Source organism: Candidatus Pantoea symbiotica (assembly GCF_056491525.1).
The window spans coordinates 2,686,278-2,701,587 of record NZ_JBSZHR010000002.1 but is presented as its reverse complement, the minus strand read 5'-3'; the positions used below and the strand labels follow the sequence as shown (position 1 = coordinate 2,701,587).

The 15,310-nt window shown below is 55.8% G+C and carries 14 protein-coding genes; 11 read left to right on the top strand and 3 right to left on the bottom strand.

All coding sequences use genetic code 11. From position 1 onward, the window contains the following. Positions 1 to 10: 10 nt before the first annotated feature. On the bottom strand, positions 11 to 1,294 hold the full coding sequence (gene fadL, locus ACXIZX_RS13100; RefSeq protein ID WP_008101276.1) for a long-chain fatty acid transporter FadL: 1,284 nt from the start codon (positions 1,292 to 1,294) through the stop codon (positions 11 to 13). Between the two features lie 359 nt (positions 1,295 to 1,653). Here fadL and ACXIZX_RS13095 point away from each other — a divergent pair, with 359 nt between their 5' ends. The 4 genes from ACXIZX_RS13095 (at position 1,654) to sixA (ending at position 6,234) form a co-directional block, all read left to right on the top strand. Next, on the top strand, positions 1,654 to 1,950 hold the full coding sequence (locus ACXIZX_RS13095) for a YfcZ/YiiS family protein (protein ID WP_479404328.1): 297 nt from the start codon (positions 1,654 to 1,656) through the stop codon (positions 1,948 to 1,950). Between the two features lie 166 nt (positions 1,951 to 2,116). Next, positions 2,117 to 3,427, top strand: coding sequence for an acetyl-CoA C-acyltransferase FadI (gene fadI, locus ACXIZX_RS13090; RefSeq protein WP_479404327.1), 1,311 nt, complete (start codon positions 2,117 to 2,119; stop codon positions 3,425 to 3,427). Beyond that, complete coding sequence (gene fadJ, locus ACXIZX_RS13085) at positions 3,427 to 5,556, top strand: fatty acid oxidation complex subunit alpha FadJ (RefSeq protein WP_479404326.1); 2,130 nt, start codon at positions 3,427 to 3,429, stop codon at positions 5,554 to 5,556. Before fadI ends, fadJ begins: the two co-directional genes overlap by 1 nt. A gap of 195 nt (positions 5,557 to 5,751) precedes the next feature. Continuing rightward, the gene (gene sixA / locus ACXIZX_RS13080; protein WP_036647371.1) at positions 5,752 to 6,234 is read left to right on the top strand and encodes a phosphohistidine phosphatase SixA; all 483 of its coding nucleotides are present in this window, start codon (positions 5,752 to 5,754) and stop codon (positions 6,232 to 6,234) included. A gap of 63 nt (positions 6,235 to 6,297) precedes the next feature. Here sixA and smrB read toward each other — a convergent pair whose 3' ends face one another. Beyond that, complete coding sequence (gene smrB / locus ACXIZX_RS13075) at positions 6,298 to 6,846, bottom strand: endonuclease SmrB (RefSeq protein WP_061717868.1); 549 nt, start codon at positions 6,844 to 6,846, stop codon at positions 6,298 to 6,300. A 159-nt stretch (positions 6,847 to 7,005) separates the two neighbouring features. Between smrB and prmB the strand changes: the two genes are divergently transcribed. The 6 genes from prmB (at position 7,006) to ACXIZX_RS13045 (ending at position 11,634) form a co-directional block, all read left to right on the top strand. Continuing rightward, the gene (gene prmB, locus ACXIZX_RS13070; protein ID WP_008101261.1) at positions 7,006 to 7,938 is read left to right on the top strand and encodes a 50S ribosomal protein L3 N(5)-glutamine methyltransferase; all 933 of its coding nucleotides are present in this window, start codon (positions 7,006 to 7,008) and stop codon (positions 7,936 to 7,938) included. Positions 7,939 to 7,984: 46 nt separating this feature from the next. Further along, complete coding sequence (aroC, locus tag ACXIZX_RS13065; RefSeq protein ID WP_479404325.1) at positions 7,985 to 9,070, top strand: chorismate synthase; 1,086 nt, start codon at positions 7,985 to 7,987, stop codon at positions 9,068 to 9,070. A gap of 8 nt (positions 9,071 to 9,078) precedes the next feature. Continuing rightward, a complete protein-coding gene (gene mepA, locus ACXIZX_RS13060) occupies positions 9,079 to 9,903 on the top strand; it encodes a penicillin-insensitive murein endopeptidase (RefSeq protein WP_176971202.1) in 825 nt (274 codons plus the stop codon). 8 nt (positions 9,904 to 9,911) lie between these two features. After that, the gene (locus ACXIZX_RS13055; RefSeq protein ID WP_008101255.1) at positions 9,912 to 10,709 is read left to right on the top strand and encodes a sulfite exporter TauE/SafE family protein; all 798 of its coding nucleotides are present in this window, start codon (positions 9,912 to 9,914) and stop codon (positions 10,707 to 10,709) included. A gap of 67 nt (positions 10,710 to 10,776) precedes the next feature. Then, entirely contained in the window at positions 10,777 to 11,322 is a 546-nt protein-coding gene (locus tag ACXIZX_RS13050) for an elongation factor P hydroxylase (RefSeq protein ID WP_479404324.1), read from the top strand. Between the two features lie 30 nt (positions 11,323 to 11,352). Beyond that, complete coding sequence (locus tag ACXIZX_RS13045) at positions 11,353 to 11,634, top strand: YfcL family protein (RefSeq protein WP_008101252.1); 282 nt, start codon at positions 11,353 to 11,355, stop codon at positions 11,632 to 11,634. Between the two features lie 29 nt (positions 11,635 to 11,663). On the opposite strand, the gene mnmC is transcribed toward ACXIZX_RS13045, so the two are convergent. Further along, positions 11,664 to 13,676, bottom strand: coding sequence for a bifunctional tRNA (5-methylaminomethyl-2-thiouridine)(34)-methyltransferase MnmC2/FAD-dependent 5-carboxymethylaminomethyl-2-thiouridine(34) oxidoreductase MnmC1 (gene mnmC, locus ACXIZX_RS13040; protein WP_479404323.1), 2,013 nt, complete (start codon positions 13,674 to 13,676; stop codon positions 11,664 to 11,666). A gap of 153 nt (positions 13,677 to 13,829) precedes the next feature. On the opposite strand from mnmC, the gene fabB reads away from it, so the two are divergent. After that, entirely contained in the window at positions 13,830 to 15,044 is a 1,215-nt protein-coding gene (gene fabB / locus ACXIZX_RS13035) for a beta-ketoacyl-ACP synthase I (protein WP_061717863.1), read from the top strand. The last annotated feature ends 266 nt before the right edge of the window (positions 15,045 to 15,310 follow it).

Here is a 15,310-nt window from a genome sequence, read left to right as displayed (position 1 = left end):
TATCTGCACATCAGAACTTGTAGTTGAAGTTCGCGCCGTACAGCCAGGCTTTACCTTCAGAGTTAAAGGTATACGGGCCTTCTTTGACGGTGACTTTCTGACCGTGCATGTAAGAAATACCCAAGTCGACGGAAGCATCTTCATTGAACGCGTATGACGCACCGGCGCTCAGCCACAGACGATCCTGATCCGGGATGGAGATAGAGCGCTTATCGGCCGGAACCGGGCTGTCATCAAAGGCGATACCGGTACGGAAGGTCCAGTTGTCGTCATAGAAGTACGAGGTACCTAACGCGATGCGATAAGCATCGTGGAAGCCTTCATCCTTATAGAACAGCGTCTGGCCATTGCTGCCGGTGGCTTTCAGCTCCTGGAATTGGCTCCAGCTGGTATACGTGAGGCTATAGTGAACCGCCCATTGTGGTGCGACTTTATGGTAGCCGGACAATTCCCACATCTCAGGCAGATTCAGCGTCAGAGAACCCGGAATGGTTGAGCCGCCGGTACCGTAAGGCAGACCTAACAACTGCGCCTGCGGCAGGGAGTTCACGTAACCCGGCAGACTGCTTTTGTAATCGCCGTCAAAGTCGATTTTAACTTCTGAACGATAAGTGAAACCGAAGCGGTTGTTCTTATCCACTTCATACAAAATGCCGGCGTTCCAGCCGTAGCCCCATTCATCGCCCTTTAAATGGGCAATTTGGGTATCGGCAGGAATGCCCAGCGCTGCGCCAGATTCACCGGCATAACGCTCAATTTTCGCCTTGGCATAAACCGCATCAAAGCCGATACCGAAGCTGAAATTCTCATTCAGTCGATAAGCGGTGCTGATATTAAAGTTGCCGGTCATCAGGTCGGTTTTGCCGCCATAACCACCAGCGGTATAGCCATTATTAAATTCGGTTGCCAGACCATAGTTGGAGGTTGCAGACGCACCAATCCACCACTGATCGTTAATCGGATGCACGTAGTGAAGATTAGGGATCCACTGATTCGGTGCAATATTCTTGGCATCAAGGCTGCGACCAGACGGGCTTTGGCCGCTAATATCGACTTCAGGATCAATATAAACCGCACCAATCGAGAAAGAAGGGCGATCCATTAACGCCATGGTTGCCGGGTTACGGCTGGCAGAGGCGGCGGTATCACCCATCGCACCTTCACCGGAATACGCACGACCTAAACCAATTGCTGAGAATTCATTAAGTTGAAAGCCCGCGGCGTAAACATGAGAACAGACGAGCGTTACTGCAGCTGCCACAGCTGACTTTGCAAACAGGTTTTTATGGTTCATGACCACAACCTCATCTAGATTTATTATTTAACGTTGTTACGTCGCGTAACAAAGAGCGGCGAATTGTAGGGACTGACGTCAAAACCACATATCAGACCAGTGCGACGAGTATAGGTCCGACCTGTGTATTTGTTGCAATATTGTTTTTTAAATATTTCTGATTTGATCGATAAAATCAGATCTGCTTAACAAAATCTTAGCGGTTCGCCTTCAACATAGCTTTCAATTTTGTTCTGGATCAATTTTTAGTGTGATATTCGTCACTTAGCGGCTTGATCGTGGATGTGAAAACCCAGCAGGCGTACACTTTGCGGCAGAAAATGATCCGATTGTGTTGAATTTATCGTCAGGAGAAAACCATGACTGATGCCATTAAAAAATGTAGTGCGAACGAAACGGCCGCCTGCTGCTGCGTAGATGTGGGAACCGTGATGGACAATACCGATTGCACCGCCAGCTGGTCTGGCGTGTTTGCCGATCGTCATGCGGCAGATGCGATGCTGGCGCATTTGACGGAGCGCGCACGTCAGGTGGAATCCGATCCCTGCGATATTTGTGCAGAATTTGCCAATGAAGGCGATGCAGTGCGCCTGTCTATCGACTTCACCTTTGCCTGCCAGGCGGAAACCCTGATTTTCCAACTCGGCCTACGCTAATCCCGCCGCTGCCGAAACCCCTTCGGCAGCCTTAACTCATTTTCGTGTATTCCCTCGCACTTTTTTCCTCTGCGTATTGGCTACTTAGCAACATTTAGTTAACACTGATGATCAGGTCAGACCTGTTTGGCAATGATGCCCCGGTCGAAAATTACAGGTGATTGCAATGAGCAAAGCGCAGCCGCTGCTGACGCGTCAGGGCGAACGTATCGCCATAACCCACGGATTACGCACCCCTTTTGCCCGTCAGGCGACCGATTTTCACGGCATTCCCGCGCTGGAGTTGGGACGCATGTTGATCAGCGAACTTATGGCGCGCAGTGAATTACCGGTCGAGGTTATCGATCAACTGGTGTTTGGCCAGGTGGTGCAGATGCCGGAAGCGCCGAATATTGCGCGTGAAATTGTTCTGAGCAGCGGATTAAGCGTGCATACCGATGCATATAGCGTCAGTCGCGCCTGCGCCACCAGTTTTCAGGCGGTGGCAAACGTCGCGGAAAGTTTGATGGCGGGCACCATTGATGTCGGCATTGCCGGTGGCGCGGATTCATCCTCGGTGCTGCCGATCGGCGTCAGTAAAACGCTGGCGCGTGCGCTGGTGGATCTCAATAAAGCGCGCAGCTTCAGTCAAAAACTCAGCATCCTGCGTCGTTTGCGTCCGCGCGATTTGTTGCCAGTGCCACCGGCGGTGGCGGAGTATTCCACCGGATTACGCATGGGCGATACCGCCGAGCAGATGGCGAAAAGTCACGGCATCACGCGTGAACAGCAGGATGCGTTAGCGCTGCGTTCGCACCAGCATGCGGCGCGCGCCTGGCTATCGGGCGTGCTAACTCAGGAAGTGATGCCGGCATTTGTGCCGCCGTGGAAAGCGCCCATCGAGCAGGACAACAATATTCGCTTCAACGCCAGCGCCGCCGATTACGCCAAACTGCGTCCGGCATTTGATCGTCGCCACGGTTCAGTGACCGCCGCCAACAGCACGCCGCTGACCGATGGCGCGGCGGCAGTGATCCTGATGCGCGAAAGGCGCGCACGTGAACTCGGCATCCAGCCGCTCGGCTATCTGCGCAGCTACGCCTTTACGGCGATTGATGTCTGGCAGGACATGTTGCTTGGACCGGCGTACGCCTCGCCGCTGGCGCTGGACCGCGCTGGCATCACGCTCAACGATCTGACGCTGATTGATATGCATGAAGCCTTTGCCGCACAAACCTTAGCCAACCTGAAAATGTTCCGCGATGAACGCTTTGCGCGCGAGGTGTTGAATCGTCCGCATGCGCTGGGCGAAGTGAATGAAGAACGCTTTAACGTGCTCGGCGGATCGATTGCTTATGGTCATCCGTTTGCCGCCACCGGCGCGCGTATGATCACGCAAACGCTGCAGGAACTGCGGCGGCGCGGCGGCGGTTTAGGATTGGTCACCGCCTGCGCGGCGGGCGGCCTGGGCACGGCAATGGTTCTGGAGGCCGAATAATGAGCGAATCCGCCTTTCATTTACATATGCGCCTCGACCATGTCGGTGTGATTACCATCGATGTGCCAGGCGAGAAGATGAACACGCTGAAGGCCGAATTTGTGCCGCAGATCAAAGCGGTGCTGGATGAAGCGCGCAGCCATCATGATTTAGCCGGATTAGTGTTGATCTCCGGCAAGCCAGACAACTTTGTTGCCGGTGCGGATATCAGCATGATCGCCAGCTGCAAAACGGCTGAAGAAGCTGAAGCGCTGGCAAAGCAGGGACAAGATGTGATGGCGATGATTGCCGCGCTGCCGTTTCCGGTGGTGGCGGCGATTCACGGTGCCTGCCTTGGCGGCGGCCTCGAACTGGCGCTGGCCTGCGATGCGCGCATCTGTTCGCTGGATGACAAAACGCGCCTCGGTTTGCCGGAAGTACAGCTCGGTTTGCTGCCGGGTTCTGGCGGTACGCAACGTTTGCCGCGCCTGATTGGCGTGCAGCAGGCGCTGCCGCTGATTCTCACTGGCAAACAGCTGCGCGCCAAACAGGCGCTCAAGCTCGGGATTGTGGATGACGCGGTGCCGCAATCGATTCTGCTGGAAACGGCGATTGCGCGCGTACATAAAGGAAAAGGCGCTCGCCGTGAACTTTCGCGCCGCGATCGTTTGCTGCAGGGACCGATTGCGCGTCAGGTGCTGTTTTCACTGGCACAGCGTCAAACCCACAGCAAAACCCAGGGCAACTATCCTGCGGCTGACCGTATTCTTGAAGTGGTGCGCATCGGTCTGGAGCAGGGCAGCAGCGCCGGACACGAAGCGGAAGCGCGCGCCTTTGGTCAACTGGCGATGACGCCAGAATCGGCAGCGCTGCGCAGCCTGTTCTTCGCCTCAACCGCCTTAAAGAAAGAGTCGATGGCCAGTGTTGAACCGCAAGCGCTGAAGCAGATTGGCGTGCTTGGCGGCGGATTGATGGGCGGCGGCATCGCCAGCGTCACGGCGCTGAAAGCCGGTTTGCCGGTGCGCATTAAAGACATCAATCTCAATGGCGTGAATCATGCGCTGCAATACAGCTGGGACTTGTTGAGCAACAAGGTGAAGCGGCGTCAAATGAAAGCGGCTGAACGTCAGCAGCAGATGGCGCGCATCAGCGGCGGCATCGATTATCAAGGGTTCAGCCAGCGCGATCTGGTGATCGAAGCGGTATTTGAGGATCTGGCGCTCAAGCAGCAGATGGTCAGCGAAATCGAAAGTCATTGCCAGGCGCACACCATATTCGCCTCCAATACCTCGTCGCTACCGATTGCCGACATTGCCGCCCATGCGCAGCGACCGGAAAATATTATCGGCCTGCATTACTTCAGCCCGGTGGACAAAATGCCGCTGGTGGAGGTGATTCCGCACGCCAATACCTCGGCGCAAACGCTGGCGAACACGGTGCAGCTGGCGCGGCAACAGGGTAAAACAGCGGTGGTAGTGGCGGATCGTCCCGGCTTTTACGTTAACCGCATTCTCGCAACTTATATAAATGAAGCGATGCAATGTTTGCAGGAAGGTGAGCCGATTGAGCATATTGATCGTGCTTTAGTGAAATTCGGTTTTCCTGTTGGGCCGTTGCAACTGCTGGACGAAGTGGGGATTGATGTCGGCAGCAAAATCAGCCCGATTCTTGAGCAGGCTTACGGTTCTCGCTTCAGCGCACCCAACGCCGCGAACGCCATTCTGGCTGACGGCAGAAAAGGGCGTAAGAACCACAAAGGGTTCTACCTCTACCAACGTTCGCGCTGGCCGGGCAAGCGCAAAGCCGATGCGTCAATCTACACGCTCTTGAACATCAAACCGCAGGCGAAGCAGAGCGAAGCGCAGATCGCCGAGCGCTGCGTATTGATGATGCTGAACGAAGCGGCACGTTGTCTCGATGAAGCGGTGATTCGCAACGCGCGCGATGGCGATATTGCAGCGGTATTTGGCATCGGTTTCCCGCCGTTCCTCGGCGGTCCGTTCCGCTATATGGATCAGCGCGGCATTGGCGATATCGTTAAAGCATTAAGCTCATTAATGCAGCAACACGGCGAACGTTTTACGCCGAGTGAGGCGCTGATCGCAATGTCAGAACAGCAAACGAATTTTTACACTTCTGCACAATCGTGAATAGGCGCACTGATTCAGCGGGTTAGTCAGAGGGCTGCGCAGCGGTAAGCGCAGCACCATTCTGAGATATGCTTATTTAATAAACAACCGGTTGACTATACTGAAGCCATTGGGGTAAAACACACCGTTCATTCGCAGAATGAAGCGTCTGGTGCTGTGGTACCGGGCGATATCGACAAACAACAGCGGTGCTTTATGCAAGTTTTTATCATGCGTCATGGCGACGCAGCTCTGGAAGCAGCGAGTGATTCAGTTCGACCTCTCACCCTCTGTGGCTGTGATGAATCGAGAGCGATGGCGAGTTGGCTCAACAGCAAAACGCCAGCAATCGATCGGGTATTGGTGAGTCCGTATCTGCGCGCCGAGCAAACGCTGGCAACGGTACGTGAAACGCTGAATTTGCCGGAAGGGCAGGATGTGTTGCCGGAACTGACGCCAGGCGGCGATCCCGCGATGGTAGCCAGCTATTTGCAGGTGCTGGCGCAGAAAGGGGTTAAATCGGCGCTGGTGATTTCGCATCTGCCGCTGGTGGGTTATTTAGTGTCTGAACTCTGCCCGCAGGAAGCGCCGCCGATGTTCGCCACCTCCGCGATAGCCTGTGTGGACTTTGATGCAGATGCCTGCGAAGGCAAGCTGGAGTGGCAGGTCAGCCCGTCAAAATTGGCTAAAGCAATTTAATTCTCTGAAATTGCAACTACTGTGGGCCGCATTCGCGGCCCTATCCTTTTGTAGCGCGGCACGTCACGGCAATTCAGGCGGCTGCCACTCTTCTACTTCTATCAGCACCAGCAGCGCGGCGTCGCCGCCGAACATTTTCGGTGCCTGATGAAACGCCATTACATGCGGATGTTGTGCCAGCCAAAGCGGTGTTTGCTGCTTGAGGATGTGTTTACCGTGCCCGGTCATGACGCTGGCGCAGAACAGATGCTCACGGCGACAGGCAGCGATCAGCGCGCCGAGCTCCTGCTTGGCCTGCATCTGCGTTAAGCCATGCAGATCGAGAAAAATTTCCGGCGTGTAATCGCCACGACGCAACTTTTTCTGCTCGTAATGGCTGACATCAGCGCGCACGTAGCGTACCGGACCTTCGCTGGAAAGCAGCGGCTGAAACTCGTCAGAGAAATAATGACTGTTGTCGGCTTGCTCTGATATCAGGCGTTTCAACGGCAGTTGGCGCGTTTTCACCACCGGTTTGTGCACGATGGTGTCCTGTTTCAGCTTGCGCGTTCCGGTCATTAACTGGCGGAACATCTGCTGATCGTCCTGGCTTAGCGGCGTTTTTTTACTCATGGCTCTGTGCTGGGGTCAGAAAAGGCTGATAAACATCAAGTCGCATACCTTAACCGTTAGCGTTAACAAATGTCAGCTTTTTCGCCTCGCTGCGCTGAATTCTGTCCGGCTTCGTGGCACACTATCGGCCGATTGATTTTATGGCCTGCGGAGGGCTACGTGGACAAGATATTCGTCGATGAGGCAGTGAATGAACTGCACACCATTCAGGACATGCTGCGCTGGGCTGTCAGCCGTTTTTCGGCGGCAGGCATTTGGTACGGCCACGGCACGGATAATCCCTGGGACGAAGCAGTCCAACTGGTTCTGCCCACGCTGTGGCTGCCGCTGGATATTCCAGAAGATATGCGCAATGCGCGCCTGACGGCCAGCGAGCGTCATCGCATTGTTGAGCGCGTGATTCGCCGCGTCAACGAGCGTATTCCGGTGGCGTATCTCACCAACAAAGCCTGGTTCTGCGGCCACGAATTTTACGTTGATGAGCGCGTGTTAGTGCCGCGTTCACCGATTGGTGAACTGATTGAGAACCGTTTTGCCGGTTTGATCAGCGATTCGCCTAATCACATTCTCGATATGTGTACCGGCAGCGGCTGCATCGCCATTGCCTGCGCTTACGCCTTCCCGGAAGCGGAAGTGGATGCAGTGGATATCTCCACCGATGCGCTGGCGGTTGCCGAGCAGAACATCGAAGAGCACGGCCTGCTGAACCACGTCACGCCAATCCGCGCCGATCTGTTCCGCAACTTGCCGCCGGTGAAATACGATCTAATCGTCACCAATCCACCTTACGTGGATGCGGAAGATATGGACGATCTGCCGAACGAATATCGCCACGAGCCGGAACTCGGTCTGGCAGCAGGCAGCGACGGCCTGAAACTGGTGCGCCGTATTCTGGCCTGTGCGCCGGATTACCTCACCGAACAAGGCGTGCTGATTTGCGAAGTCGGTAACAGCATGGTGCACATGATCGATCAGTATCCAGACGTGCCGTTTACCTGGCTGGAGTTTGATAACGGCGGTGACGGCGTGTTTATGCTGACGCGCGAGCAAATCGTCGCGGCACAGCATCACTTCTCATTCTACAAAGACTAAATAAGAGGGCGAGCGCTCGCCCGCAACATCGCAACAAGGAACCAGCATGGCCGGAAACAGCATCGGACAAGTTTTTCGCGTAACCACTTTTGGCGAGTCGCATGGTATTGCGCTGGGCTGCATCGTTGACGGTGTGCCGCCCGGCATTCCGTTAACGGAAGCTGATATTCAGCACGATCTCGATCGTCGTCGTCCTGGTACGTCGCGCTACACCACGCAGCGCCGCGAGCCGGATCAGGTGAAAATTTTGTCCGGCGTGTTTGAGGGCGTGACGACGGGGACCTCAATCGGTTTGCTGATTGAGAACACCGACCAGCGTTCACAGGATTACGGCGCAATCAAAGATCTGTTCCGTCCTGGCCATGCCGATTATACCTACGAACAGAAATACGGCCTGCGCGACTATCGTGGCGGCGGACGCTCTTCGGCGCGTGAAACCGCGATGCGCGTAGCGGCCGGTGCGATTGCTAAGAAGTATTTGCAGATGAAGCACGGCATCGTGGTGCGCGGCTATCTGGCGCAGATTGGCGATGTGGCTTGCGAGCTGAAAGACTGGGGCATCGTGGAAGAGAACCCGTTCTTCTGCCCGGATGCCTCCAAGCTGAAAGCGCTGGATGAACTGATGCGCGGCCTGAAGAAAGAGGGCGACTCCATCGGCGCCAAAGTCACGGTGCTGGCAGAAAACGTGCCGCCGGGATTGGGCGAGCCGGTATTTGATCGTCTGGATGCGGATTTGGCGCATGCGCTGATGAGTATCAACGCGGTGAAAGGCGTGGAGATTGGCGACGGTTTCGCAGTCATCAATCAGCGCGGCAGCCAGCATCGCGATGAGATTCGTGCCAACGGTTTCCAGAGCAACCACGCGGGCGGCATTTTAGGCGGCATTAGCAGCGGCCAAACCATCAGCGCCAATCTGGCGATGAAACCGACCTCCAGCATTACCGTGCCGGGCAACACCATCACCCGCGACGGCGAAGAAGTTGAGATGATCACCAAAGGTCGTCACGATCCGTGCGTTGGTATTCGCGCGGTGCCAATTGCCGAAGCGATGATGGCGATTGTGTTGATGGATCACCTGCTGCGCCAGCGCGCGCAAAACGGTGACGTCAACAGCAGCGTGCCGCGCTGGTAAGCCCGATGATGCGCCGTCTGCTTATTACCTGTGCCGCGCTGTTATGCAGTGCGGCCGCGGTTGCCGCCACGCCGTGGCAGCAAATTCATCAGCCGATCGCCGGCAGCCCGCAGTCGATTGGCGGCTTCGCCAACGGCTGTATTGTTGGTGCGCAACAGCTGCCGCTCAACTCACCCAATTATCAGGTGATGCGTCAGGATCAGCGTCGTTATTACGGCCATCCCGATTTAATTGCCTTTATTCAGCGTCTCAGCACCCAGGTTCATCAGCTTCAGCTGGGACAAGTGCTTATTGGCGATATGGGCATGGCGGCGGGCGGTCGTTTTAGCAGCGGCCACGCCAGCCATCAAACCGGTCTGGATGTTGATATCTGGCTGCAACTGCCGAAAACCCGCTGGACGGCGCAGCAATTGCTCAAGCCGCAGCCGCTCGATTTGGTTTCTGCCGATGATAAGCAGGTGATCGCACGTCACTGGCAACCACAAATTGATAGCCTGATTAAACTGGCAGCGAAAGACGACGAAGTGACGCGTATCTTCGTCAATCCAGCGATTAAACGGCAGTTGTGTGCCGATGCCGGTAGCGATCGTGCGTGGCTGAATAAAGTACGTCCGTGGTTTGCCCATCGCGCGCACATGCATGTGCGTTTGCGTTGCCCGGCGGGCAGTCTGGAGTGTGAAGATCAGGCTCCTCAACCTGCAGGCGATGGCTGTGGCGCAGAGCTGGATAGCTGGTTCCTGCCGAAAAAACCAGGCAGCACGCCGCCGGTGAAGAAAACGCCGCCGCCACTACCGCCGTCTTGTCAGGCTTTACTCGATAAGCATCTTCTGTAGGTATTTCAATGGATTGGTTCGTTGTTAGCCCGCTAGTCGTTGGTGTGCTGTTTTTCGTGGCAATGCTGGCGGCATTTATCGACTCCATTGCTGGCGGTGGTGGATTGCTCACCGTGCCGTCATTGCTGGCGGCCGGACTCTCTCCAGCGCAGGCGTTAGCCACCAATAAGCTGCAATCGGTCGGTGGTTCGTTCTCTGCCAGCCTCTATTTTATCCGTCGCGGTGCGGTGAAGCTGAACGAGCAGTGGCTGAATATCGCCATGACCTTTCTCGGCGCAATTGCCGGCACCATTCTGATTCAGCACTTACAAGCGGATGTGCTGCGCCAAATCTTGCCGCTGCTGCTGATCTGCATCGGTTTGTGGTTCCTGCTGATGCCGCGTTTGGGTGAAGCAGATCGCGAACGTCGCCTGCACGGTTTGCCTTATGCGCTGGTGGGCGGCGGCTGTGTCGGTTTCTACGACGGCTTCTTTGGTCCAGGCGCCGGTTCGTTCTATGCGCTGGCCTTCGTTACGCTGTGCGGTTTCAATCTGGCAAAAGCTACCGCCCACGCCAAAATCCTAAATTTCACCTCGAATTTTGGCAGTCTGCTGTTCTTTATGTTCGGCGGCAAAGTGGTGTGGGGCACCGGCGCGATTATGCTGCTCGGCGCCGTTATCGGCGCGCGTCTCGGCGCCAGGCTGGTGTTGAGTCGCGGTCAGAAACTGATTCGCCCCATGGTGGTGATCGTTTCTGCGGTGATGAGCGCCAAATTGTTATGGGACAGTCACGGTGGAGAATTGATGGCCTGGCTGGCCACGCTGTAATCCAACACTCGTCAAGACCGGCTGCCAATGCGACAATGGCGCCGGTTTTTTTTAAAGATTAAAAATTATGAGTACAACACACCATTACGATCAGCTGATTGCCATCTTTGATGGCTGCTTCGTTGACGATTTTCAGACCCGTCTAATTAAAGGCGACGACGAACCTATTTATCTTCCAGCGGATGAAACCTCACCGTGGAATCGCGTGGTGTTCGCGCACGGTTACTACGCCAGCGGGCTGCATGAAATTTCCCACTGGTGCATCGCCGGTGAGGCGCGCCGCAAGCTGGTAGATTTTGGTTATTGGTATTGTCCGGACGGACGCGATGCGCAAACGCAGAGCCAGTTCGAATCGGTTGAGGTGAAACCGCAGGCGCTGGAGTGGTTGTTCTGCGTGGCGGCGGGCTTTCCCTTCAACGTCAGTTGTGACAATCTCGAAGGCGATTGTGAGCCAGATCGCATCGCGTTTCAGCGTAAGGTTCATGCGCAAGTGATGACGTATCTGGAGCAGGGCATTCCGATGCGACCGGCCCGTTTCATTGATGCGCTGACGAATTATTACGGCACGCCGGCACTGACGGCGGCACAATTTCCCTGGCCGGAAGATCTGTAATCCGCGAAGGTTATAAGAAGAGAGGAAGAGATGATCGTAGAATTTGAAACCCGAATTCTGGCCCTGATTGACGATATGGTCGATCACGCCAGCGATGACGAGTTGTTTGCGGGCGGCTATCTGCGTGGTCATCTGACCCTGGCAGTGGCGGAGATTGAGCTGAGCGGTGAACACACGCCGGAAGCGCTGCAAACCCACGTCACCAACAGTCTGCAAAAAGCCATTGCTGCCGGTGAACTGTCGCCACGCGATCAGGCGCTGGTCACCGGCATGTGGGACAATCTGTTCCTGCAGGCACGTCAAACCGCTTAACGTCTCGGGGCGATCGCTCGCCCCGCAGATTATCGACCCGCTTTTTTACCCTTCAGCAGTTTTCGTACCCAGTAGCGATTTGGATTCATCGCCGCCAGCGTGGCAGCATCCAGCGGCTGCGGTTCGCCGCTCATCTGCGCTGCCAGCACTTCGGCCGCCAGCGGTGCGCTGCACAAGCCACGCGAACCTAATGCTCCCAACACAAACAAACCGTTATGCACCGGCGCATCAGCTACATTTGCACCACGCGCGCGCTGTTCTGGCAGATCGGCATACTGCGCCAGGGTGGCGTCATAATCCGGCGCGCTGCCGCTCATCGGCAGATGATCGCGCGTGGCACAGCGCACGCCGTTGCGCGCCTGGTTATCTGACACATCAACCTGCTGTGGCCATTGGCTTTCCGGTAAACAGTTGATCAGCCGCTGGCGATTCTCCAGCTGATCGTCGGCGCGGAAATCCGTCGCGGTATCGCCGCGATGATAGCTAGCGCCGATGCAATGGGTGGCGAAGTTCGGGCTGACCGGCGTGAGATAGCCGTCGTAGCACAGCACGGTGCGCAGCGCGCCTAATGACGGATTGGTCGGCGCGTGGCTCACCTGTCCCGCCACCGCGTAGACCGGCAGCATTTTGCTTTGATCGAGTTCCAGCAACGCGTGACCATTCGCCAGCACCACTTGGGGATGCTGCACTGGCGGCTGCTGGCTAAAGTGCAACGTCCAGTTATCTTCATCGCGCGTTAACTGCGTGACGCGATGCAGCCAGTGAAGGCGTAATCCCAGTGATTGCGCGTATTCCAGCAGATTACTGGTTAGCTGAGAGGGTGATAGCCAGCCGCCCTGCGGATAGAAAATCCCACCGACGGCGAGCTCGACGCCTGCCAGCTGTTGCGCTTCTTCTTTATTAACGCCGTACGCGATGTCATGCGGCAGTTCCATATTGAGCATCTGCGCGATTTTCTCCGCGCTTTTGCTATCCCAGCCCAGCTGCAACACGCCGCTCCAGTCATGCTCAAACTCCACTGGCAGCCGATCGTACAGACGACGGGCAAAACCAAAAGCCGCCGGGAAGAAGGTGGCCAGCGCGGGATCGTGCTGGTTCAGCAGCGGATAGAGCGCGCCTTGACGATTGCCGGATGCGCCCAGCGCGGGCGCGTCATCCGCGCAATAAAGTGTCACGCGCCAACCGCGTCGTAACAGCGCCAGCGCCAATACTGCACTAGCGACGCCGCCGCCAATCAGCGCCACATCCTGGCTGCTGGCTGGCGGGCGCGCATACCACGGCTGGCTGTGCGGTAATTCAGCAGCCTGTTCCATTACGCCGACCAGCATTTCACGCTTGTGACCAAAGCCTTTGCGCTTCTGCATGCTGAAACCGGCTTCCTGCAGCCCGCGTCGCACAAAACCTGATGCGGTGAAGGTTGCCAGCGTGCCGCCCGGACGGGCGAGGCGCGCCATCGCGGCAAACAGCTCTGGCGTCCACATCTCTGGATTTTTTGCTGGCGCGAAGCCATCAAGGAACCACGCATCCACCTGACGATTAAGACTGTCATCAAAGGTGTGAATTAGCGCGTTAATATCACCAAGCCAGAGGTCCAGCGTGACTTCGCCGCCATTAAACAGCAGGCGCTGACAACCCGGCAATGCCTGCGGCCACTGCTGTTGCAGCTGTTCGGCCCACGGCTGCAGCTCCGGCCAATGGGCATGGGCGGCAGCAAGATCGGCGTGCGTCAGCGGAAATTTCTCGCAGCTGATAAAGTGCAGACGCTGCAAAGTGGCGTTGGGTTGCTCATTACGGAAGCGATCGAAGGCTTGCCACAGGGTGAGAAAGTTCAGACCAGTCCCAAAACCGCTCTCGGCGACAATAAATAAATCGCGCGCATGTGCGGCAAAACGGTGCGGAATGTGGTTGCCATCGAGGAACACATAGCGCGTTTCCTCCAGTCCATTATCGTTGGAGAAATAGACGTCGCCGAACGCTCGGGACACAGGTGTACCCTGTTCATTCCAGTTTATTTGGGCGTGTTCAACCGGGGTTAATTTCACGGGAAAGGCTCATATTTCAGGCAGTGGCGCGAGTTTAGCGATAGACGTCACATGACGCAAATTTACAAAGGGAAATGGCTGATCGGACTTGTTCGGCTTACAACTGTACGCTAGAGTGCACGTCATCCAAATATGTGGAACGAGGATTATTGAATGAAACGTGCAGTGATTACTGGCCTGGGTATTGTTTCCAGCATTGGTAATAACCAGCAAGAAGTGCTGGCTTCTCTGCGTGAAGGCCGTTCCGGTATTACTTTCTCTGAAGAGATGAGAGATGCCGGTATGCGCAGCCACGTATGGGGCAACGTCAAACTGGATACCAACGGGCTCATCGATCGCAAAATCGTGCGTTTTATGAGTGATGCCTCTATTTATGCTTACCTTTCCATGGCCGAAGCGATCAAAGATTCTGGCCTGACTGAAGAGCAGTATCAGCAGAATCCACGTGTCGGTTTGATTGCCGGTTCTGGCGGCGGTTCTCCGCGTTATCAGGTGTTTGGTGCTGACGCGATGCGTAGCCCACGCGGCCTGAAAGCGGTCGGTCCTTATGTGGTGACCAAAGCGATGGGTTCAGGTGTTTCTGCTTGCCTGGCAACCCCATTCAAAATTCACGGCGTGAACTACTCCATCAGCTCAGCCTGTGCCACTTCTGCACACTGCATCGGTAACGCGGTTGAGCAGATTCAGCTGGGCAAACAGGACATCGTATTTGCTGGCGGCGGCGAAGAGCTGAGCTGGGAAATGGCCTGCGAGTTCGATGCGATGGGCGCACTGTCGACCAAGTACAACGAAACCCCAGAAAAAGCTTCACGTACTTACGATGCCAACCGTGACGGTTTCGTCATCGCCGGCGGCGGCGGTATGGTGGTGGTTGAAGAGCTGGAACACGCTCTGGCACGTGGTGCACACATCTACGCTGAGATCGTTGGCTACGGCGCAACCTCTGATGGCGCAGATATGGTTGCTCCTTCAGGCGAAGGCGCAGTGCGCTGCATGAAGATGGCGATGCAAGGTCTCGATACCCCAATCGATTACCTCAACACCCACGGCACCTCTACGCCGGTTGGTGATGTGAAAGAGCTGGGTGCGATTCGTGAAGTGTTCGGCGATAACTGCCCATCACTGTCTGCTACCAAAGCCATGACCGGTCACTCACTGGGTGCGGCGGGCGTGCAGGAAGCGATCTACACCTTGCTGATGCTGGAGCACGGTTTCATCGCGCCAAGCATCAACGTGGAAGAGCTGGATGAAGCGGGTAAAGGTCTGAACATCGTGACCAAGCCAACTGAAAAAGCGCTGACCACCGTGATGTCGAACAGCTTCGGTTTCGGCGGCACCAACGCCACCCTAACAATGCGCAAGCTATAACTCGTCATACTTCGAGCCGTGGGTGCGTTGGCTGCGTATGTTCACCCCAGTCACTTACTGATGTAAGCTCCTGGGGATTCACATACTTGCCGCCTTCCCACAACTCGAATTATTTAGAGTTATAGATGATTCTAATTTCTCAAGGGCCAGTTAATCTGGCCCTTGTTGTTTTTGACAATCCACCTCCTGCTTGCCTACACTCTCACTCCATCCGAAACAAAATTATCACTTCACACTAACGTGAACCAAATATCCCGTTTCTGTTT